22 protein-coding genes and 1 pseudogene are annotated in these 19,234 nt (G+C 68.6%); 13 read left to right on the forward strand and 10 right to left on the reverse strand.

Annotated features, from left to right (window positions below):
• Positions 1 to 8 precede the first annotated feature (8 nt).
• A complete protein-coding gene (locus LHA26_RS16445; RefSeq protein WP_252166650.1) occupies positions 9 to 419 on the forward strand; it encodes a response regulator transcription factor in 411 nt (136 codons plus the stop codon).
• Here the strand turns inward: LHA26_RS16445 and LHA26_RS16450 are convergent.
• The 9 genes from LHA26_RS16450 to LHA26_RS16490 form a co-directional block, all read right to left on the reverse strand.
• Positions 336 to 1,922 carry a sensor histidine kinase gene (locus tag LHA26_RS16450; RefSeq protein WP_252166651.1) on the reverse strand — a complete coding sequence of 529 codons (1,587 nt, stop codon included), beginning with the start codon at positions 1,920 to 1,922 and terminating at the stop codon, positions 336 to 338. The two genes, LHA26_RS16445 and LHA26_RS16450, sit on opposite strands and share 84 nt — an antisense overlap.
• Before the next feature lie 164 nt (positions 1,923 to 2,086).
• Positions 2,087 to 2,668: a carboxymuconolactone decarboxylase family protein gene (locus LHA26_RS16455; RefSeq protein WP_252166652.1), complete on the reverse strand. Its 582-nt coding sequence runs from the start codon at positions 2,666 to 2,668 to the stop codon at positions 2,087 to 2,089.
• Between the two features lie 12 nt (positions 2,669 to 2,680).
• Positions 2,681 to 4,354: an FAD-dependent oxidoreductase gene (locus LHA26_RS16460; RefSeq protein WP_252166653.1), complete on the reverse strand. Its 1,674-nt coding sequence runs from the start codon at positions 4,352 to 4,354 to the stop codon at positions 2,681 to 2,683.
• Positions 4,354 to 5,217, reverse strand: a complete 864-nt coding sequence (locus tag LHA26_RS16465) for an alpha/beta fold hydrolase (protein WP_252166654.1) — start codon at positions 5,215 to 5,217, stop codon at positions 4,354 to 4,356. Before LHA26_RS16465 ends, LHA26_RS16460 begins: the two co-directional genes overlap by 1 nt.
• Positions 5,214 to 6,200, reverse strand: a complete 987-nt coding sequence (locus LHA26_RS16470; protein ID WP_252166655.1) for an MBL fold metallo-hydrolase — start codon at positions 6,198 to 6,200, stop codon at positions 5,214 to 5,216. Before LHA26_RS16470 ends, LHA26_RS16465 begins: the two co-directional genes overlap by 4 nt.
• On the reverse strand, positions 6,197 to 7,000 hold the full coding sequence (locus tag LHA26_RS16475; RefSeq protein ID WP_252166656.1) for an alpha/beta fold hydrolase: 804 nt from the start codon (positions 6,998 to 7,000) through the stop codon (positions 6,197 to 6,199). Before LHA26_RS16475 ends, LHA26_RS16470 begins: the two co-directional genes overlap by 4 nt.
• Positions 7,001 to 7,108: 108 nt before the next feature.
• Positions 7,109 to 7,981, reverse strand: a complete 873-nt coding sequence (locus tag LHA26_RS16480; RefSeq protein WP_437441265.1) for an alpha/beta fold hydrolase — start codon at positions 7,979 to 7,981, stop codon at positions 7,109 to 7,111.
• Between the two features lie 208 nt (positions 7,982 to 8,189).
• Positions 8,190 to 8,777, reverse strand: a complete 588-nt coding sequence (locus tag LHA26_RS16485; RefSeq protein ID WP_252166658.1) for an NADPH-dependent FMN reductase — start codon at positions 8,775 to 8,777, stop codon at positions 8,190 to 8,192.
• 244 nt (positions 8,778 to 9,021) lie between these two features.
• A complete protein-coding gene (locus LHA26_RS16490) occupies positions 9,022 to 9,441 on the reverse strand; it encodes a DoxX family protein (RefSeq protein ID WP_252166659.1) in 420 nt (139 codons plus the stop codon).
• 310 nt (positions 9,442 to 9,751) lie between these two features.
• Here LHA26_RS16490 and LHA26_RS16495 point away from each other — a divergent pair, with 310 nt between their 5' ends.
• The 12 genes and pseudogenes from LHA26_RS16495 to LHA26_RS16550 all read left to right on the forward strand — a co-directional run bounded on the left by LHA26_RS16495 (position 9,752) and on the right by LHA26_RS16550 (position 18,642).
• Complete coding sequence (locus LHA26_RS16495; RefSeq protein ID WP_252166660.1) at positions 9,752 to 10,069, forward strand: hypothetical protein; 318 nt, start codon at positions 9,752 to 9,754, stop codon at positions 10,067 to 10,069.
• A gap of 9 nt (positions 10,070 to 10,078) precedes the next feature.
• Positions 10,079 to 11,004, forward strand: a pseudogene (locus LHA26_RS16500) (pirin family protein).
• Positions 11,005 to 11,015: 11 nt separating this feature from the next.
• Complete coding sequence (locus LHA26_RS16505) at positions 11,016 to 11,414, forward strand: OsmC family protein (protein WP_252166661.1); 399 nt, start codon at positions 11,016 to 11,018, stop codon at positions 11,412 to 11,414.
• On the forward strand, positions 11,407 to 11,919 hold the full coding sequence (locus LHA26_RS16510) for an OsmC family protein (RefSeq protein ID WP_252166662.1): 513 nt from the start codon (positions 11,407 to 11,409) through the stop codon (positions 11,917 to 11,919). Before LHA26_RS16505 ends, LHA26_RS16510 begins: the two co-directional genes overlap by 8 nt.
• The gene (locus LHA26_RS16515; protein WP_252166663.1) at positions 11,916 to 12,149 is read left to right on the forward strand and encodes a hypothetical protein; all 234 of its coding nucleotides are present in this window, start codon (positions 11,916 to 11,918) and stop codon (positions 12,147 to 12,149) included. Before LHA26_RS16510 ends, LHA26_RS16515 begins: the two co-directional genes overlap by 4 nt.
• Positions 12,150 to 12,306: 157 nt before the next feature.
• The gene (locus LHA26_RS16520; protein WP_252166664.1) at positions 12,307 to 12,966 is read left to right on the forward strand and encodes an isochorismatase family protein; all 660 of its coding nucleotides are present in this window, start codon (positions 12,307 to 12,309) and stop codon (positions 12,964 to 12,966) included.
• Between the two features lie 3 nt (positions 12,967 to 12,969).
• Positions 12,970 to 13,227 carry a DUF1427 family protein gene (locus LHA26_RS16525; protein ID WP_252166665.1) on the forward strand — a complete coding sequence of 86 codons (258 nt, stop codon included), beginning with the start codon at positions 12,970 to 12,972 and terminating at the stop codon, positions 13,225 to 13,227.
• Between the two features lie 79 nt (positions 13,228 to 13,306).
• A complete protein-coding gene (locus tag LHA26_RS16530; protein ID WP_252168428.1) occupies positions 13,307 to 15,154 on the forward strand; it encodes an amidohydrolase in 1,848 nt (615 codons plus the stop codon).
• A gap of 12 nt (positions 15,155 to 15,166) precedes the next feature.
• Positions 15,167 to 16,069 (forward strand): VOC family protein, encoded by a 903-nt coding sequence (locus LHA26_RS16535; protein WP_252166666.1) that lies wholly within the window; start codon positions 15,167 to 15,169, stop codon positions 16,067 to 16,069.
• 3 nt (positions 16,070 to 16,072) lie between these two features.
• Positions 16,073 to 16,531 carry a DoxX family protein gene (locus tag LHA26_RS16540; protein WP_252166667.1) on the forward strand — a complete coding sequence of 153 codons (459 nt, stop codon included), beginning with the start codon at positions 16,073 to 16,075 and terminating at the stop codon, positions 16,529 to 16,531.
• The gene (locus tag LHA26_RS16545) at positions 16,524 to 17,918 is read left to right on the forward strand and encodes an alginate export family protein (protein WP_252166668.1); all 1,395 of its coding nucleotides are present in this window, start codon (positions 16,524 to 16,526) and stop codon (positions 17,916 to 17,918) included. The genes LHA26_RS16540 and LHA26_RS16545 overlap by 8 nt, the downstream gene beginning before the upstream one ends.
• A gap of 10 nt (positions 17,919 to 17,928) precedes the next feature.
• Positions 17,929 to 18,642, forward strand: coding sequence for a YoaK family protein (locus tag LHA26_RS16550; RefSeq protein WP_252166669.1), 714 nt, complete (start codon positions 17,929 to 17,931; stop codon positions 18,640 to 18,642).
• A 25-nt stretch (positions 18,643 to 18,667) separates the two neighbouring features.
• Here the strand turns inward: LHA26_RS16550 and LHA26_RS16555 are convergent, their stop codons facing one another.
• Complete coding sequence (locus tag LHA26_RS16555; RefSeq protein WP_252166670.1) at positions 18,668 to 19,180, reverse strand: DUF6438 domain-containing protein; 513 nt, start codon at positions 19,178 to 19,180, stop codon at positions 18,668 to 18,670.
• Positions 19,181 to 19,234 lie beyond the last annotated feature (54 nt).

Below are 19,234 nucleotides of genomic sequence, written 5' to 3' on the forward strand. Positions count from 1 at the left end.
TGGGTGGGATGATGCGCACCGCGCCTGGCGACCCGACTCCGGTCGGAGGTCTTGTCGCCATCGTCGATGACGAGCAGCTCGTGCGCTCGGCGACGTCCAGCCTCCTTCGCTCGCTCGGCTTCGAGTGCCGGATGTTCGACTCCGCAGAGGCGCTGCTCGCACAGGATCTCTGCTCGTTTGCCTGCGTGCTGAGCGACATCCAGATGCCGGGCATGTCCGGCGTGGGGCTCGCCCAGCGCATCGTCGAGCGCAGCGACCATCCGCCCGTGGTTCTGATGAGCGCATACCCGAACGAGCAGGCGCTGGATCTTCGCGACCGGCGCGTCATCGCCGCTCTACTGGACAAGCCCGTCGACAGCGACTTGCTCCACCTGACCATCGCCGACGCCGTCCGCAACGCTCGGACCAGCGCCGGCTAAAGGCAACCGCACCTCCACGAGAGCGCCACCACCGGGCGCGCGTCCCAGCGCGATCGAGCCGCCGTGCCGCTCGACGGTCGTCCTGCTGATCGAGAGGCCCAGCCCCATTCCGGCAGGCTTTGTAGTGTAGAAGCTGCCGAACACCTTCTCCTCGGCATCTTCCCAGCCCGGGCCACGATCCGCCACCCTCACCAGCGCCGTCGCGCCGTCCTCCACGTCGATCTTGACGGTAACGGTGCGGCATTCGGGAGGCACCTCCGCCATGGCCTGGATTGCGTTGGTGACTAGATTGACGAACACCTGCTTGAGCAGGATGCGGTCCCCGCTAACCGCGAGGTCGCGCCAGCGCCCCCGCATCAGCACCAGCCGTGTCGATGTCTCCGCGGCGTCCGCCCGCATCAGCGTCACCGTGGTGGATAGAAGTTCGCCCAAATCGATGTCGGCTGACCGGATCCGGGCGTTGCCGACCAGCGACCGCACTCGGTGCATGACGGTCCTCGCGTGGCCAATTGCCTGGGAGAGGCCGGTCAGCGCCGCCATCGCCTCGTGCATGTCCGGGGGCATGCGCGCCATCCAGCGGCGCGCCGCGTCGGCGTAGCTGTGGATCGCCGACAGGGGCTGGTTCAGCTCGTGCGCGATCGACGCGGACATCGCCGCGAGCGCGCCCGAGCGCTGCGCCTCGGCCAACTCCTCGCGCGTGCGCAGCACCTGCGCCTCGAGCGCCTTGCGGTCGGTGACGTCGAGAATGCTGCCGGGCACCTTGTCGAGGCAGGCCTCCGGTCCGAGGCTGAAGGTAACGAAGATGTCGCGGCGGGAACCCGCTAGCGTGTACACCGTCGTCTCCGTCTCGAAGAGGGATCGCCGCTCATCGAGCGCGACGATGCAGTCCGCGAAGCTCTCGTCCGTCTCGGGCAGCAGTTCGCTCAATCGGGAGTGGAAGGCTTCTTTCGAGGGCACCCCCATCAACGCCAGCCCGGTCGCGTTCACGTCGGTGATGCGGACGAGTCGCCGCATTTCCGCCACGAACTCGGGATGCTCCACCACGTAGCGTCTCAGATCCTCCACACCGCTCGCGCGCAACCTGCTGATCGCGTCCACCACCTCCGTGAAGTCGTGCTCCCATATCGCGGAGGCGAGCGTGTCGAAGATGCTGCGGTAGCGACGCTCGCCGCGCTCCACCGCCGAACTCATGGCCTGCGTGCGGAGCAGCAGCAACGTCATGACGAGGAGGACGACGAGGCTGATACCGAGATGAGCGAACGCGAGCGGAGGCGCCCCCCGAGCCTGGAAGATCAGGAAGCCGGCTATGGCAAGACCGGCGCAGGCAGTCGACCAGCCCAGGACGGCACGGCGCCGGCCGCCGCCGCCGCTCGCCGCAATCAGCGGCACCAGCACGTAGAGGCCGGCGACGGCGAGATCGTCACGCGTGAACGCGTCAAGGCAGAAGATCGCACACGCGAGCAGGGCGGCCCCGGCACTCTGTGGCCGATCGAACAGGTTCAATTCGAGACGACGCGTCCGCTCCGGACGGGAGCGGGAGGCTGCTGAGAGGACAGGCCCGCGTGACATGCGGGCAGTCTACACCGCCTTGCGACCTCCACAGCCCCCGATGGAGTCCGCCGCCGACACCCGAAAGGGTGGCCGGGACGGAACAGGCGACTCGACGCTCACGGCCGCCCTCCCTGACCGCCCGGCACCGGAACCGCAAAGCCATTGAGGGTCATCGACACGAAGCAGTAGTGCCCGACGAGGTAGATCAGCTCGTTCGTCCCGGCCTGACCGAACCTCCCCTGCGCCTGCGCGTAGAGCGGGTCTGGCAACTCGCCACCGCGCAGCAGCGCCTTCGCGACGTCGTGCGCTGCCGCCTCGTCGTCGTCGAGATCCTCCGGCCGCTCGCCGGCCGCGAGGGTGGCAATCTGCCGGTCGGTCATGCCGTGCGCGGCGCCAGCGACCGCGCCATGGGCGTAGATCTCGTAGGCCGCCCCAAAGTGCGCGCCAACAACGAGAATCGCCACCTGTCGCGCCGCATCCGGGATTCGGCGGGCCCGGGTCATTGCCTGCGTCACCGTCCAGAAGGCGGCGCCCAGTTCGGGATCGTGAAGCCAGGCGTTCCACGGCCCGAGCATGGCGCCGTCCTCGCGGTGCGTGACAAAGCCGCAATACTTAGCCGCGACGCCCTTCCTCATTTCGTTGAAGAGCGGCCTCTGCTCGGCGGTGAGATCGTCGGGCGCAATGGGCGGAAGTCGCATGTGAACTCTCCATCAGAGGCTGACCGGTGGCAATCCCTCGAAGTAGCCGTGGACGGCTTGGACCACGACGGAGCCCTCGCCTACGCCGGAGGCGACCCGCTTGACGGATCCCGCACGCACGTCGCCCACCGCGTAGATGCCGGGCTTGCAGGTTGCATAGGGCGCCGACAGCGGCAGCCCGCCCTCATCCTGTCCTGTGATGACGAAGCCGCTCTCGTCGAGCGGCAGGCAGTCGAGCAGCCAATCGGTATTTGGTTCGGCGCCGATCATCACGAACAGGGCGCCGCATCCAATGCGGGTGGGCTCGCCGGTCCGCACGTCGCGCCACTCAACCTCCTCGAGCACGTGTTCCCCGCCCAGCGCGCTCACTTCGCTGAACGGGTGCAACGTGATGCGCGGGGACCCGTTGATCCGCTGCACGAGATAGTCCGACATGGTGGCCGCGAGCCCCTCCTTGCGGACGAGGACGTGAACATGTCCGACGAGCCTGGACAGGAACACCGCGGCCTGGCCCGCGGAGTTGCCGCCGCCCACCACGACGACGTGCTGCCCCTCGCATAAAGCCGCCTCCATCGCCGTCGCTGCATACTGGATGCCAGCGCCCTCGAGCCGTTCGTAGCCGGGCACCGAGAGCCGACGGTAGCGCGCGCCCGTCGCGATCACGACCGACGACGCCGTCACCACCTGCCCATCCTCCAGTTCAAGCCGGAACGGATGGGTCGAGCAGTCAAGCGAAGTGACCATGCGGGATACGGCAATCCGGGCACCGAATTTCTGCGCCTGCACCTGCGCGCGACCGGCGAGCGCCTGACCGGAGATGCCGGTTGGGAATCCGAGATAGTTCTCGATTCGGCTATCCGTGCCCGCCTGCCCGCCCGGCGCCAGCGCCTCGATCACCACCGTCTTGAGGCCTTCGGACGCCGCATAGGTGGCGGCGGCCAGGCCCGCCGGCCCCGCACCCACGACCGCCACGTCCCAGCGCTCGTCCTCGGCAAAGCGCTCCGTCAGACCCAGACGATCCGCGAACTCGGCGGTCCCCGGATTGCGCAGGATCGAGCGATCGGGCGCGACCACTGCCGGCAGGTCGCGCAGCTCGAGACCGAGCTCCGCCAGCATGTCGATGGCCAACGGGTCGCCGGCTGTGTCCATCAGGCGCAGCGGATAGCCGTTGCGAATGGCGAACCGCTCCAGCCGCTGCGTGTCGGCGGAAGCCGCCGGGCCGATCAGCGTGATGCCAGCCTCGCCGTGATGCAAGAACCCCATGCGCCTGAGAATGAAGGCGCGCATGACCAGTTCGCCCACGTCCGGCTCGCCGGACAGGAGCTTGCGGAAGTCCGCCGACGCGACGCGGACCAGGCGCGCCGCGGTCAGCGCGCGAGCGGTGACGAGCAGCGCGCGGGCGCTCACATGGTCGAGCTCGCCGGTGAACTGCCCGTGCCGGTGCACGGTCAGCAGCCGCTCCTCGTCGTCAGCCTCGCCCGAATGGAAGATGCCGACCTCGCCCGCGACCACGAGGAAGAAGTCGGCATGCCTGTCGCCCCGCGCGAACAGCGTCGTTCCGGCCGGGACCCTCTCCTCCCGGCCGTGACCGCGCACCCTTGCGATCATCTCGGCGGGCATCACAGGGTAGATCTGCGCTGTGCGCGCATACGGATCATCGACGGTGGTGGCGGCGGCGGCGACCATCAGCCGTTCCAGCCGTCGAGGAAGTCGAGCAACAGCGCGTTCACCGCCTCGGGCCGCTCCTCGTGTGGCAGATGGCCGCAGCGCTCGATCGGCACCGCGCGAAGGTTCTCCGCCATCTCCGCCCAGACCTTGGGCATGTCGAACAACTCCCCGACCGCCCCGAAGTTTGCGCCCCACAGCGCGAGCGTCGGACAGGCGATCTTGACGTCCGCATCGGCCTGGTCCTGCGCCACGTCCTCTGCGTTGGCACGGTAGTCCGCCATCGCACCCCGGACGGCACCTGGCGCACGATAGGCGCGGACGTAGGTGTCGAACGCCTCCCCTGTGATCGCGGCCGGATCATAGGCCCAATCCGAGAAGAACCAGCGAAGCCACTGTTCCTCCTTGCCCGCGATCAGCGTCTCCGGGAGATCGGGCACGAGGTGGAAGAGGAAGAACCAGTAGGCCTTGGCGATCTTCGCATCGAGGTCGCGTGCGGCGATGCGGGTCGGCACGTTGTCCATGACGACCAGTCGGTCGACCCGGTCGGGGAAGTCCTTGGCGAAGCGGGTCGCGACCCGGGCACCACGATCGTGACCCACCAACGCAATCTTTTCGATCCCGAGGGTGTCAAGCAGCGCCGCTAGGTCTCCGGCCATGGTCCTCTTGTCGTAACCGGCGGCCGGCTTCTCCGTCTCGCCGTAGCCCCGCAGGTCGGGCGCGATGACGCGGTACAACTCGCCAAGCACCGGCACCTGATGTCGCCACGCGTAGTTGGTCTCGGGGAAGCCGTGCAGCAGCACCACGGGTGCGCCCGTGCCCGCATCGATATAGTTCTGGCGAATGCCGTTGGCCTTCACCGTGTGATTGGCGATCGCGATCATGGGTGATCCCTGTTCAGCGTGTAGTTGACGGGGAGCCATTCATACCTGCCCTTCCCCTCCGCGCGGATATGCCCGATTCCGGGAAAGGAGATGTGCGCTCCCGCGACTAGCCAGCCGCCCGCCGCCGCCCGGTCCAGCAGCATCCTGCGGGAGGCGACCGCGATAGGCACGTTCCAGTCGTAGCGGATCGACACCTCGGGGTGCGGAAATTGGACGGGTGCGATGTGCACCGTGTCGCCCCAGAACAGCATTGACTGGCCGGCGTCCTGCAGCAGGTAAACTGAGTGCCCTGGTGTGTGCCCCGGCGCTGCGATGGGGGTTAAACCCGGCAGCAGCGCAGCGCCCTCATCAAACAGCGCGAGGCGATCCGCCTTCTGGTATGGTGCGACCACCTTCTGCACCGCTGGAAAGAAGGGTTTGAGCAGGTCGTTGACACTCGCCTGGTTGCGACTGTCCAGCCAGAAGGCCGCCTCCTTGCGGGCGACATGGACCACCGCATTGGCGAACAGCGGCTTGCCGTCCAGCACCAGCCCGCCTGCATGATCCTCATGCAAATGGGTGATGAACACGTCGTCGACATCCTCCGGCGTGTAGCCGGCAGCGATGATTGCTCTCTTCAGCCCGCCACCTTCGGTCCCGTAGAGGTTCCCGGCACCCGCGTCGATCAAGACCAGCCGACGGTCCATGTTGACGAGGAAGGCGTTAATCATCCCCTCGTAGCGGAGCGGCAGGAAGGCCGCCTTTAGCGCTCCCGTCACCTCATCCACACTCGCGCCCACTGCGACCTTATCGGAAGGAAACGGGTGGGTGCCATCGAGCAGCGCGGTCACCTCGAACCGGCCGACGAACAGCCGGTAGTAGCCCGGTGCCTGGCCGCCGACCTGCGGCGTCGCAGGATGCGCGGTCTGATGAGCGTCCTGCGCCTGCGCGGGGCCCGCAGCGACCAGCCCCAACACCGCGGCAAGGAGAAAGCGCCGCCTCACTTCGGGGCGGCGATCGATGCAACCGCCTCCGCGATCACCCTGGCGACCTCGACGGGGTGGGAGAGCAGCGAAACATGACTTGAGGCGAGCACCGTCGTCCTCGCCTTCATCTGCGCCGCAAGATCGCGCTCCATTTGCGGCGAGATCACGCGATCGTTCCCGGACACGATGTACCACGAGGGCACCGTCCGCCATGCCACGCGCGTCACCTTGTCGCCGAAGGTGCTCGCCGCGAGCGGCCCCTGCGTCACGAAAAGCGTGCGCGCCTCGGCGCGGGGCAGATCCGGCGCGAAGTTGTCGATCATGCCTTGCTCGGTCTGGCGCAGGAAGCCGTGCCCGTCATCCCACACGGTGCCGAGCGCCGGCGACTTCGGATAGGCACCGACGAGGTCGCCGCCGCTCTGTCCTTCCTTGTTCGCGAAAGCGGCGACGTAGACCAGCGCCTTGACCTTCGGGTCGTTGCCCGCCTCGGTGATGACCGTGCCCGCCCAGCTGTGGCCGACGAGCACGACCGGCCCCTCGATGTCGGCGAGCACCCGCTGCGTCGCGGTGACATCGTCTGCCAGCGAGGTGAGCGGATTCTGCACGCCCATGACGCGGATGCCCTTGGCCTGCAGCAGCGGAATAACCTTCGACCAGCTCGAGCCGTCCGCCCAGGCGCCATGGACGAGAACGACAGTGGGGGTGCCGCCGGTCGCCGGCGACGCGCTCGCGCGGGCGGCCTGCGCGGCCGCGGCCATCGGTGCGAAGGAGAGGGCGGTGGTGGCCAGAACGGCCGCAAGCATGGTTCGCATCATCATCGTCCGTCTCCTGATCGTCTCTTGGCCGCTGACTGCACGGGCGCACGCGCGCGTGATTGTATGCTGGGGCTGCGACTTGGACGGCGGGCGCGCGACCCGCCGCAGCCATCAGCCCTTGATGAAGCTCAGGATGTCGGGATTGATGACGTCGCCGTTGATCGTCAGCATGCCGTGCGAGAAGCCGGGATAGATCTTCAGCCTGTTGTCCGGCACCAGCTTGGCCTGGAGCAGCGACGCGTCCTTGTAGGGCACGATCTGGTCATCATCGCCCTGCAGGATCAGCGTCGGCACGTTCATGGCCTTCAAGTCTTCGGTCTGGTCGGTTTCCGAGAAGGCGGCGATGCCCAGGTAGTGCGCATTGGCACCGCCCATCATGCCCTGACGCCACCAGTTCAGCCGCACGCCGTCGACCACCGACTTGCCAGGCCGGTTGAACCCGTAGAACGGGATCGGCACCTGCCAGTAGAAGTCGGCACGATTGGCGGCGAGCTGCGAGCGGAAGCCGTCGAACACCGACTTGGGAAGCCCGCCGGGATTAGCCGCGGTCTTCAGCATCAGCGGCGGCACCGCGCTCACCAGCACCGCCTTGGCCACGCGTCCCGCGCCGTGGCGTGCGACGTAGCGCGCGACCTCGCCGCCACCGGTCGAATGGCCGATGTGGATGGCATTGCGCAGGTCCAGCTTCCTCACCACCGCGTCGACGTCGGCGGCGTAGGTGCTCATGTCGTGGCCGCCGGACGCCTGCCCGGACCGGCCATGCCCTCGCCGGTCCATCGCGACTACGCGATAGCCCTGAGCGAGGAAGTATAGCATCTGCCCATCCCAGTCGTCCGCGCTGAGCGGCCAGCCGTGATGGAAGAAGATCGGCTGCCCGCGACCCCAATCTTTGTAGTAGAGGCGCGTGCCGTCGGCAGCCGTGGCGAAGCCCTCGCCGGTACCACTCGAGCCGGCCGGCTGGGCGGAGGCAGGCGTCGCCCCCATGCTCGACAACGTGGCGGCGCCTGCCACCAGTCCCGCTCCCGCGAGCATGCCGCGTCGGCTGAAGCTTTCGAGCGCCCGATCTTCCTGGTTCGTCGTCATGACCGTATCCTCCTGTTTCGGCGGACGGTCTGAGGCACCCGCAACGGCGCGGATTGTATCAAGGCGGGGCGATTGGCACGCGACGCGCGCGATCACCTCGCCGGTCGCGTCAATAGGGAGGCGCTACGAGCTCGCGCTGCCGCAGGGCGGCATCGGCCCACCACGCGAGTTCATCCGCGAAGCGGTTGAAGTTGTGCTCGAGCGCGGAACCGCCGTCTCCCCTCGGAACGCCCTCGTTGTCCAGCGTCGAGCCGATCGGGCCGACGGCGAGGGCGCTCGGGATGACGACCATGCCCAACTCGGCGAGCGTCGGGTGCCAGCCGTAGCCGGCCCGCGCGCCGGCGAAGCGGCCAGCGGAGTAGGTCGCCAGCGCCGCCGGACGCCAGAACCACTTCTCTAGGAAGTGGTCCGTCAGGTTCTTGAGGCCGGGCTGCACGCCCCAGTTGTATTCGCCCGCCACGAACAGGAAGGCGTCCGAACCGACGATCTTCCCGGCGAGTTCCTCCATCGCCGGCGGCGCCGTGCCGGGTTCGTATTCCTTGTACATCCGGTCCAGCATCGGCAGTCTCACGCACTTGGCGTCGATCAGCTCGGCATCGACGCCGCGCTCGCGGAACCGGCGGACCAGATACTCGGCGAGCCGTATGCCGGCGCGCTCGGACCGGTAGGAGCCGTAGAGGATCAGGAGGCGTCTCACCGACCGAAGTCGCCGGTCGCCGGCGGGTCGCTTGCGGGAAAGCTCTCCTCCTCCGCCTCGTCCAGAAGCTCGTCCAGTTCCTCGTCGAACTCGTCGGGGTCCGGTCCCATGTGCGCCTCCATACCTTGATCTCGTCCGTGCATCGTGGAGCGCACGAGCGTCTTGGATGCGGCGCGCGGCACTTGCACGAAGAGGACGGGCGACACGCGCCGCCCGTCCCCGATCACATGCAGAATGCAGCGTTTCAGCGCCGCGCATCCAGGCTCCAGACACCGCCGCCCAGCGCGATCACGTTCAGCAAGCCGCCCGCGATCGCAACGTTATTGAAGAAGTGGATGAACTGGTTCTGGTCGCCCAAGTCGAAGTGGAAGGCGAAGGCAGTCACGACCGAGAAAGCCGCGAGGATGCCGGCGACAAGACGCGTGCGGTAGCCGAGGATAAGGGCCAGGCCGCCGATGAGTTCGATCAGCAGGGCGATCGCGAGCCCCAGCTGCGGCAGCGGAAGGCCCGCGGACTGGATGTAGGCGATCGTGCCGGCAGGTGCCGCCAGCTTTGACAGTCCGCTCAGCACGAAGATCGCGGCAATGCCGATGCGGCCGACGAGGGGAAGCGCTGCATTTGCTGGCGCGGAGGTGTTGGTCGCACCGAGAGGAAGGGTAGCCATCGAAGTTCTCCTGTTGGCGGCGAACCTTCGCTGCCATTGGCCGCAGAGATGAGCGTGGGGAGACAGCCGCAACAGTCGAATAAGTTCGTTTCAGATGTTCGACGGATCAGTAAAGCCCTGCGCCGTACATCATACATGGGGCTGTTCAGGACGGCACGCGCGTCCAATCCCCATCCGAATGCGCCAGCTATCGTCCGGCTGAGCGACGATAGACCTTTTCGAAAGTCTCGAACGCTCCGTCCGACTTTGTTCGGCTGTCGCTGCAAGTCGAGCCGCGCCACCTTCCAGGCGCACCATGAGGAGGTCCGCCGTGCCCGCACCGTCCGTCCAACCCGTCCTTTCCGGCTCCGAATGGGCCGCCGTATCGGTCGCCCTCAAGGATGCGCAGCGCTGCGGCTGCGCCACCGAGGCAGCGAACACCCGACCGGGCGCGCTGCGGCGCGCCGTGCGCTTCGTCTTCGGATCGCGCCGGCCCACCCCGCTGGCCGATCCGCGGCTGGAGGCAATTCGGCGGTTTGTCTGCGCCAGCAGCCGGCGCCGCGGTCCGGTCGACGGCCTCGCCGCCCCGCTGGCCGAGCACGGCTTCTCGGCGGCGCAGATCGACGCGCTCCATCTCCTCTCCCGCTGAGGACACCTCATGACACTCCGCTCCAGCACCATCGACGCCGTCGAAGCGATCATCCTGCCGCCCGTCCGCGACCTCGGCGATGGCTTCCAGGTCCGCCGGGCGCTGCCGAGCCCGCACCGTCGTATGGTCGGGCCCTTCATCTTCTACGACCAGATGGGACCAGCCGCCTTTCGCTCGGGCGAAGGCCTCGACGTGCGCCCCCACCCACATCGGCCTGGCGACCGTCACATACCTGCTCGAAGGCGAGATCCTGCACCGCGACAGCGTCGGCTCGGTGCAGGCGATCCGCCCCGGTGAGGTGAACTGGATGACCGCCGGTTCCGGCATAACCCACTCCGAGCGCACCGGCCCCGAGATGCGCGCGTCGGGCGGTGGACTGTTCGGCCTGCAGGCCTGGGTCGCCCTGCCGACCAGCCACGAGGAGACCACCCCCGCCTTCGGTCACTACACGGCGGACGCGATCCCGAACGCGGAGGACGATGGCGTCCGTCTGACGCTGATCGCAGGTCGCCACGACGGCCTCGTGTCACCCGTCAGGACCTTGTCGGACATGGTCTACGGCGACCTCTCGCTGGCGCCCGGCGCCCGGCGCCCGCTACCAGCTCCGCGCCGAGCACGTCGAGCGGGCGATCTACGTCGTGGAGGGAGAGGTCGCGACCGGCGGTCAGACCGGCACCTTCGCCTCCGGCGAGCTGATCGTGTTCAAGCCCGGCGCGGAGATCATCCTGTCGAGCGAGCGGGGCGCACGCCTCATGCTGATCGGTGGCGAACCATTCCCCGAGCGCCGCCACATCTACTGGAACTTCGTCTCGAGCCGACAGGAGCGGATCGAGCAGGCGAAGGAGGACTGGCGCGCCCGCCGCTTCGCCGACGTGCCGGAGGAATCCGACTTCATCCCGCTGCCGGACGAGCCCGCGCCCGTCCGCTATCCCTGAGGAGACGAGGCATGGCCAAGGCGACGGCCCATATCGGCCCGGACGACTACCGGGTCGACATCGAGAGCGGCGCGCACCGGCTGGTCGCCGACGAGCCGGCGAGCCGCGGCGGTGAGGACGTCGGCCCGGCTCCCTACGACCTGCTGCTGGCGGCACTCGGCGCGTGCACCGCGATCACGCTGCGCATGTATGCCGACCGGCACGACTGGGCGATCCGGTCGCTCGACGTCGACCTGCGGATCGTCGGCACGCCGGAGGGCAACCGCATCCGGCGCGTGCTGAGGATCGACGGTCCGGACGCGGCTGCCAGGGCGAGGCTGGCGGACATCGCGGAGCGAACGCCCGTCACCCTCACCGTCAAGAACGGCATGCCGGTCGAGACCACGCTCGCGGAGGACCGCCATGACTGAGGCCTCCGCAGCGCTCGACGGCGCCGTGGCCGAGGACACCGGCGCAGGCGCGTTCCAGGCGCGCATCCGCACGGCCGGCGTGGAGATCCTCGCCGACGAGCCCGTCGCCGTCGGGGGACTCGGGTCGGGGCCGAGCCCCTACCAGCTCCTCGCATCGACGCTGGCGAGCTGCACGACGATGACGGTGCGCCTCTATGCCACCCGCAAGGACTGGCCGGTGCGGCGCATCCGGACCTCGGTCGGGCACATGCGGGATGCAGACGTCACGCCTCCCGACCGGTTCACCCGGAGGATCGAAATCGAGGGGGACCTCGACGACATGCAGCGCGCACGGCTGATCGAGATCGCCGACCGCTGTCCGGTCCACCGCACGTTGTCGGCAGGCGCCCGCATCGAGACCGTGGACGCCAGAGGCAGCCCGGCCGCCGGCGCCGCATCGGACCACGTCGTGGACATGGAGGCGCTGATCGCCGTCGGGCGCGGCTCCTTCGACTTCACGCAATGAGACCGGTCCTGCGCAACGGCACGAACCTCGTACGACGGGCGGGGCGACGGAGCGGCGTTGCCGCCTCGCATTTGGTGCTGGCCGCGGCGCTCCTCGGCATCGGGCTGCTGACGGGGATCTGTGCGCTGCGCCTACTTGAGGATCCGCTCGTCAGCGCTCTCGCCGCGCTGATGGCGATGCTGGTGCTGATCTCGCTCCGGCAGCCGTCCGGGCGCAGCCCTGGCGGCTGACGGGCAAGCCCCGTCCACATCGGGTCACGAACGTCCAAGACCCGAAGCGACACGACCACCAGAACACGACCCGAAGACACCCGCGAAGCCCGCGGAACGGACCACGACATCGTTCGATCGGCGGGGCACAGCCTTAACGCTACGGAAGGAAGACACCATGCCGATCACCGCCACCGCAACGCCGGGCAAGTCGCTCATCAGCCCCACCGACCACACCCTCATCCTGATCGACTTCCAGTCGCAGATGGCGTTCGCCACCAAGTCGATCCCGACCGAGGTGCTGCGCAACAACGCCGCGCTCGTGGCGAACGCCGCCGCGTCGTTCGGTGTCACCACCATCCTGACCACGGTCGCTGAGAAAAGCTTCTCCGGGCCGATGTTCGAGGAGATCACCGCGCCCTTCCCCGGCCAGAAGATGTTCGACCGCACGTCAATGAACACCTGGGAGGACGAGGCGGTGATCCAGGAGGTCAACCGTATCGGCAAGGAGCGGGTCGTGTTCGCCGGCCTGTGGACCGGCGTCTGCATCGTCGGTCCGATCGCCTCGGCGATTGACCAGGGTTACGACTGCTATTTCATTTCGGACGCATGCGGCGACGTCTCGCCCGAGGCGCACGAGCGCGCCTGCCAGCGGATGATGCAGCTCGGCGCCAAGCCGATGACCTCGCTCCAGTATCTGCTCGAGATGCAGCGTGACTGGGCGCGCACCGAGACCTACGATTCGACCACTGGCGTCGCGAAGAAGTTCGGCGGCGGCTACGGCCTCGGCATCACCTACGCCAAGACGATGTTCGGCGCGTCCGAAGGCGGTCACTGAGCGATGCGACCGTACCTCATCTCGCTCGCGGCCGGCCTGCTGGTCGGCGTGATCTACGCGCTGCTCAAGGTACGGTCGCCCGCCCCACCGGCGATCGCGCTGGTGGGGCTGCTCGGCATCCTCCTCGGCGAGCAGGTGGTGCCGATCATCAAGAGCTACTTCGTCTCCCGGGCGGAAGCGCGGACGATGCGCCTGTCGTGCACGGAGCACGTGCTCGGCCGCATGCCGGCGAACAGTGAAGCGGCGGAGCGCGCGTCGTGACGCTCACCCGCCGCGACGTCGTCGTCGGCATGCGGCGCTCGCGGCCCTGCCGCTGCTGTCAGCCAACAGGAAGCCACCCATGACCGACCTCATCCTCATCAACGCCAAGGTGACGACGCTCGATCGCGAGAACCCCCAGGCCGAGGCGGTTACGATCCGCGACGGCAGGTTCCTCGTCGCCGGAAGCGAATGCGAGGCGCGCGCGGCGGCCAAGGCGGATGCGACCGTGATCGACGTCGGCGGGCGCCGCGTGATCCCCGGTCTGATCGACAGCCACATGCACATCATCCGCGGCGGGCTGAACTACAACATGGAGCTGCGCTGGGACGGCGTGCCGAGCCTCGCCGAAGCGATGGCGATGCTGAAGCGCCAGGTCGACAACACTCCCGCCCCGCAGTGGGTGCGCGTCGTCGGTGGCTTCACCGAGCACCAGTTCGCCGAAAAGCGGCTGCCGACGATCGCCGAGCTAAACGCGGCGGCGCCGGACACGCCCGTCTTCATCCTCCACCTCTACGACCGCGCGCTGCTCAACGCCGCGGCGCTGCGCGTGGTCGGCTACACCAAGGATACCCCCGACCCGCCCGGCGGCGAGATCGTGCGCGACGCGGCTGGTAACCCGACTGGGCTTCTGCTCGCCCAGCCCAACGCCACCATCCTCTATTCGACGCTGGCCAAGGGACCGAAGCTCCCGCCGGAATACCAGATCAACTCGACCCGCCACTTCATGCGCGAGATGAACGGGCTCGGCGTCACCGGCGTGATCGACGCCGGCGGCGGTTTCCAGAACTATCCGGACGACTACCAGATCATCGAGAAGCTGCACGCCGACGGACAGCTGACGCTGCGCATCAGCTACAATCTGTTCACGCAAAAGCCGAAGGAGGAACTGGCCGACTTCTCCGGCTGGGTGAAGCAGGTTTCGCCCGGCCAGGGGGACGACACCTATCGCCACAACGGCGCGGGCGAGATGCTCGTCTATTCCGCCGCCGACTTCGAGGACTTCCGCGTCGAGCGGCCGGACATGCCGCCCAGCATGGAGGGTGATCTGGAACCCGTCATCCGCCTGCTGGCGGAGCATCGCTGGCCGTGGCGTCTCCACGCTACCTACGACCAGACGATCGGCCGCGCGCTCGACGTCTACGAGAAGGTGAACCGCGATATCCCGCTCACCGGCATCAACTGGTTCTTCGACCATGCCGAGACGATCAGCGACCGCAACGTCGACCGGATCGCGGCGCTCGGCGGCGGGATCGCGGTGCAGCATCGCATGGCCTATCAGGGCGAGTATTTCGTGGAGCGTTACGGCGCACGCGCGGCCGAGCGGACGCCGCCGATCGCGAAGATGCTCGCGGCGGGCATTCCCGTCGGTGCCGGCACCGACGCGACGCGCGTTGCCAGCTACAATCCCTGGGTGTCGCTCAACTGGCTCGTGACCGGCCGCACGGTCGGCGGCCTCTCGCTCTACCCGGGCGCGAACCGCGTCAGCCGCGAGAAGGCGCTGCGCATGTGGACGCATGAGAACACCTGGTTCTCGAACGAGGTCGGCAAGAAGGGCCAGATCAAGGCCGGCCAGCTCGCCGACCTTGCGGTGCTGTCGGGCGACTATTTCAGCGTGCCCGAGAGCGACATCCCGCACCTGCGCTCGGTGCTGACGATCCTCGGCGGAGCCGTGGTGCATGGCGATGGCGACCTCGCCAAGCTGGCGCCCGAGCTCCCCCGACCGATGCCCGACTGGTCGCCGGTAGCGACGTTCGGCGGCTACCACCGCACATCGGAAGCGCGCGCCAAGCTCGCCAGCGCCTGCGGCTGTGCGCACGGCTGCGCCGTCCACGGCCACGATCACGCGGCGGCGCTCGGCGCGGAGGTGCCGACTGCCGACGTCCAGACCTTCTGGGGTGCCTTCGGCTGCGGCTGCTGGGCCGTCTGAGGAGAGAAATCCATGAAACGCTTCGCGATCGCCTTCGCCAGCCTCCTGCTGCTCGGCGGCACGCCCCAGCCAGCCCTTGCGCGCGAGCCCGTCGCTGCGGCGGCGGCAGACCAGTCGGTCGGTCCGCAGTACGACACCACGCACGTCTACGTCGCTCCGGAGGACTTCGACCGCTTCGTCCAAAGCCTGGTGGCGACGTTCGGCGGCAAAACCTCGAAGAAGGGGGTGTTCCAGGTCACCCCGACGCCGAGCCAGACCATGTCCCAGCTAGTGCTGACTCCCGTCGGGACGCTCTCCGTCTTCGGATTCACGACGCCCGTACCTTATCCATTCGGAGCCGAGCGCACCGGCTATCTCGTCAAGGACATGGACGCCGCCGTCGCGTCCGCGGTCCGCCACGGGGCGACACGGCTGCTCACCGACTTTCCCGACCCGATCGGGCGCGACGTCGTCGTGCAATGGCCGGGCGGCGTGAACATGCAGCTCTACTGGCACACTGCCAAGCCGGACTATCCGGCGCTGACGCACGTGCCGGAGAACCGCGTCTATCTGACCGCCGACGCCGCCGACACGTTCCTGAAGCGCTGGCTCGCCTTCTCGCATGGCCGCGTCACGCGGGACGTACCGGCAGCATCGGGCGCCGACATCGGCCAGCCCGGCAAGACCTACCGCCGCGTAGAGCTCACGTCGGGATACGGCCGCATGCTGGTGATCGTCTCCGATGGCCAGCTGCCCTGGCCCTACGGCCGGGACATGACCGGATACGAGGTCGACGACTTGTCGGCCACGCTGTCGCGCGCACAGGCGGCCGACGTCGAGACGCTGGTGGCGCCGCACGACGAGGGCGGACGCAGCTCGGCGCTGGTCCGCTTCCCGGGCGGTTACGTCGCCGAGATCCACCAGACGGCGCGCTGAGCCATGCGCAGCACCTCTCAGGTGAGAACCGGCGAGCCGCGCTTCGTCGACGCCGTCCTCGACTGGCGTCCGACATGGTTCCTCGCGCGTCTGATGCTCGTCGGCGCCTACCTGCTGGGCGGCGTCGCCAAGGCAAGCGACTGGACCGCCGCCGTGGCGGAGCAGGCGCATTTCGGGATGAACCCGCCGGCGCTCTGGGCCACGCTGACCATCGCCGTCGAGATCGTCGGTCCGCTCCTGATCCTCTCGGGGCGGCTCGTCTGGCTGGGCGCGGGCATGCTGGGCGTCTTCACCCTGCTGGCCGCCATCACCGCCAACGCCTTCTGGGCGATGCCGCCGGGCCAGGAGCGGTTCATGGCCACCAACGCCTTCTTCGAGCACATCGGACTGATCGGCGGGTTCGTCCTCGCGGCGCTCGTCGCCGAACTCGAAACCCGCCGCCGAACCTTACCCCGTGCGTAGGGTGCTTCTCGCCTGCGTCGCGATCGCCGGGCCTGCGGCTGGCCAGACTTCCGAGTCCCGGAGCGTCGAGCCTTGGCAGCCGCCGACGCTCACGACCACCCGCTACGACGAGGACTGGTCGCGCCTTGCGGACCCTGACGAGCGCACCGGTCGCTGGACCGAGCAGTTCAAGTACTTGCCCCTCGGACCCGACGTCTTCGCGACGACGGGCGTCGAGCTGCGGGTCCGCAACGAGAGCCTTCGCGACAACCTCTGGGGGGGCGGCGACGCGCCGGACGACAGCTACCAGTGGGTGCGTTTCGTGCCCCACGTCGACGTGCACGCGGGCCGGCTGCGGGCGTTCGTGCAGCCGATCGCGGCCTATGCCATCGGCGTCGCACCGGCGGCCGGACCGATCGACCAGACCAAGGTCGATCTCCTTCAGGGCTTCGCCGACCTGCGCCTTGGCGACGCCCGCACGGGTGACGCGGCGGGGACCGGCGTCACGCTGCGGGCCGGGCGGCAGATGATCTCGCTGGGCACCGAACGCCTCGTCGGCACGCGCTACGGCCCCAACGTGCCGCTCGCCTTCGACGGCTTCCGCGCGCTGGCCTCGCTCGACGGGGCGACCCTGAGCCTCTTCGCGGTGCGTCCCGTGGAGCCCGGCTCCGGCTCGTTCGACGACCGGCGATCCCGGAGCCGCTCGCTGTGGGGCGCCTATGCCAGCCGCCACGGGATCGACCTCTACTATCTGGGCTACCGGAACACCGGCGCGCGCTTCGGAGGCGAGACCGGCCGCGAGCTGCGCCACAGCGTCGGCGCCCGCGTCTTCGGCTCGCGCGAGGGCTGGCACTGGAATGCCGAGGGCGTCTACCAATTCGGACGCTTCGCCGGACGGGACATCTCCGCATGGACGCTGGCCGCGGAGACGGGCCACCGCTTCGCGCAGGCGAGGTGGGCGCCGGACGCCACGGTCCGGTTCAACATCGCGAGCGGTGACCGGCACCCGGGCGACGGGCGCCTCGGCACGTTCAACGCGCTCTTCCCCAAGGGCAAGTATTTCGGCGAACTCTCGCCCGTCGGACCCTACAACATCGTCTCGGTCAATCCGCGGGTCGCGGCATCGTTCGGCGGCGACGTGACGGGCAGCCTCGCCGCCATGGGCTATTGGCGCTTCTCGAAGGCCGATGGCGTCTACGGCATTCCCGGCAACCTCATCCGACCGGCGGGAGACGCCACCGCGCGCTTCATCGGCGCGGAGGTCGAGGGCACCGTCGAGTGGCAGGCGACCCCGGAACTCAACCTCTCCGCCTCACTGTCCGCCTTCGCGCCCGGCGAATTCATCCGGCAGACCGGCTCCGCCCGCACCACCCTCATGCTCGGCCTCGAGGCCAACTTCCGCTTCTGAGGAGACCACCATGGCGATCGACACCTCCCGACATCAACAGCCGCCCTCCCCGCTCCCGTGGCTACTGCTGCTGCTATCCGCGACGACGGGGCTCGTCGACGCGGTCAGCGTGCTCGGCCTCGGAAAGGTCTTCACGGCCAACATGACCGGCAACGTCGTGTTCCTCGGCTTCGCCGCCGCCGGAACGCCGGGCTTCAGCTGGCCTCCCTACGTGGTGGCGATCCTGACGTTCATGCTTGGCGCCCTCGTCGCCGGCCGCTTGGCGAAGCGGCGCTCGGCCGGGCCGCTCGCCGGATGGCTCGTGCGGGCGGCGGTGGTCGAGGGCGCGCTGCTCTGGGCGGCCGCGCTCGTGGCGCTCGGCTTCGATCCGGCGACCCCCGACCCGCTCCGCACCTTCGCCATCATCGCGCTCACCGCGATCGCGATGGGATTTCGCAACGCCACCATCCGCCAGCTGAAGGTGCCGGACCTCACGACCACGGTCCTCACGTTGACGATCACCGGCATCGCCGCCGACTCCACCGCCGCCGGCGGCGCCAACCCGAACTGGGCGCGGCGACTGGGCGCGGTGGCGTCGATCTTCGCCGGCGCGCTGTTCGGCGCGGTGCTGGTTAGGACGACCGGCCTTACGCCGCCGCTCGCGCTCGCCGGCGCGGCCGTCGTCGCGGGGACGATCGGCGCCGCGCGCTCGCTACAGGCGGCTCATCTGTCGGCCGAGAACTGAAGCAGAAGGGAGGTCGACCCGGTCGTCAGCCGCGCGAGGCTCCAGGTCGGGTTACCTGACTTGCCCAGTCGCCAAGTCCGAGCCGCGTCGGGAGATCACGGAGGACCTGATCCAGCGCATGCCCGGGACCGCCCGTGCACCCAATCCGATGTGTGGCAACGGACCTTCTGGCCGCCGCGTCGATCCAGGTGATGGTGTAGCTCGACGTATCGGAGATCGCGGCGTCGCACGCCACGACGCCCTCCGTACCAGGGGCAGGTTGGAACGGCGCGAGATCGTCCGCAAGCGTGCGATAGGTCTCCGGACCCGCCGAACGCCTGCGCTCGCCGATAACGGCTGTGTGCCGCTCGCCGTCGAAGACGATCAACCCATCGGCCCTGACGCGCACCTCGTACACTGGGCAGAAGCCGAAGCAGGGTCCCACGGAGATCCCGATAACCCCGCCCGCGGCCGGCGCCGAGACGCCCTCTCGCCCGCTACCCGCCGCGCAACCGCTCAGGGCGGCAGCAGCGGTCAGTACTACGACGGAACGCCCCATTACCCCGCGTAGCTCCGGAGCTCGCGGGGGAGCATGTTCACCGGACAGTAGCGA

It is taken from the genome of Sphingomonas morindae, from assembly GCF_023822065.1.
GTDB lineage: Bacteria > Pseudomonadota > Alphaproteobacteria > Sphingomonadales > Sphingomonadaceae > Solisphingomonas > Solisphingomonas morindae.

Bases quoted from the DNA above. Each gene is read 5' to 3' on its own strand.
- LHA26_RS16445 (WP_252166650.1), top strand. From the start codon at position 9: ATGATGCGCACCGCGCCTGGCGACCCGACTCCGGTCGGAGGTCTTGTC.
- LHA26_RS16455 (WP_252166652.1), bottom strand. From the start codon at position 2,668: ATGCGACTTCCGCCCATTGCGCCCGACGATCTCACCGCCGAGCAGAGG.
- LHA26_RS16460 (WP_252166653.1), bottom strand. From the start codon at position 4,354: ATGGTCGCCGCCGCCGCCACCACCGTCGATGATCCGTATGCGCGCACA.
- LHA26_RS16465 (WP_252166654.1), bottom strand. From the start codon at position 5,217: ATGATCGCGATCGCCAATCACACGGTGAAGGCCAACGGCATTCGCCAG.
- LHA26_RS16475 (WP_252166656.1), bottom strand. From the start codon at position 7,000: ATGATGATGCGAACCATGCTTGCGGCCGTTCTGGCCACCACCGCCCTC.
- LHA26_RS16480 (WP_437441265.1), bottom strand. From the start codon at position 7,981: ATGGGGGCGACGCCTGCCTCCGCCCAGCCGGCCGGCTCGAGTGGTACC.
- LHA26_RS16490 (WP_252166659.1), bottom strand. From the start codon at position 9,441: ATGGCTACCCTTCCTCTCGGTGCGACCAACACCTCCGCGCCAGCAAAT.
- LHA26_RS16505 (WP_252166661.1), top strand. From the start codon at position 11,016: ATGGCCAAGGCGACGGCCCATATCGGCCCGGACGACTACCGGGTCGAC.
- LHA26_RS16510 (WP_252166662.1), top strand. From the start codon at position 11,407: ATGACTGAGGCCTCCGCAGCGCTCGACGGCGCCGTGGCCGAGGACACC.
- LHA26_RS16515 (WP_252166663.1), top strand. From the start codon at position 11,916: ATGAGACCGGTCCTGCGCAACGGCACGAACCTCGTACGACGGGCGGGG.
- LHA26_RS16520 (WP_252166664.1), top strand. From the start codon at position 12,307: ATGCCGATCACCGCCACCGCAACGCCGGGCAAGTCGCTCATCAGCCCC.
- LHA26_RS16525 (WP_252166665.1), top strand. From the start codon at position 12,970: ATGCGACCGTACCTCATCTCGCTCGCGGCCGGCCTGCTGGTCGGCGTG.
- LHA26_RS16530 (WP_252168428.1), top strand. From the start codon at position 13,307: ATGACCGACCTCATCCTCATCAACGCCAAGGTGACGACGCTCGATCGC.
- LHA26_RS16535 (WP_252166666.1), top strand. From the start codon at position 15,167: ATGAAACGCTTCGCGATCGCCTTCGCCAGCCTCCTGCTGCTCGGCGGC.
- LHA26_RS16540 (WP_252166667.1), top strand. From the start codon at position 16,073: ATGCGCAGCACCTCTCAGGTGAGAACCGGCGAGCCGCGCTTCGTCGAC.
- LHA26_RS16550 (WP_252166669.1), top strand. From the start codon at position 17,929: ATGGCGATCGACACCTCCCGACATCAACAGCCGCCCTCCCCGCTCCCG.
- LHA26_RS16555 (WP_252166670.1), bottom strand. From the start codon at position 19,180: ATGGGGCGTTCCGTCGTAGTACTGACCGCTGCTGCCGCCCTGAGCGGT.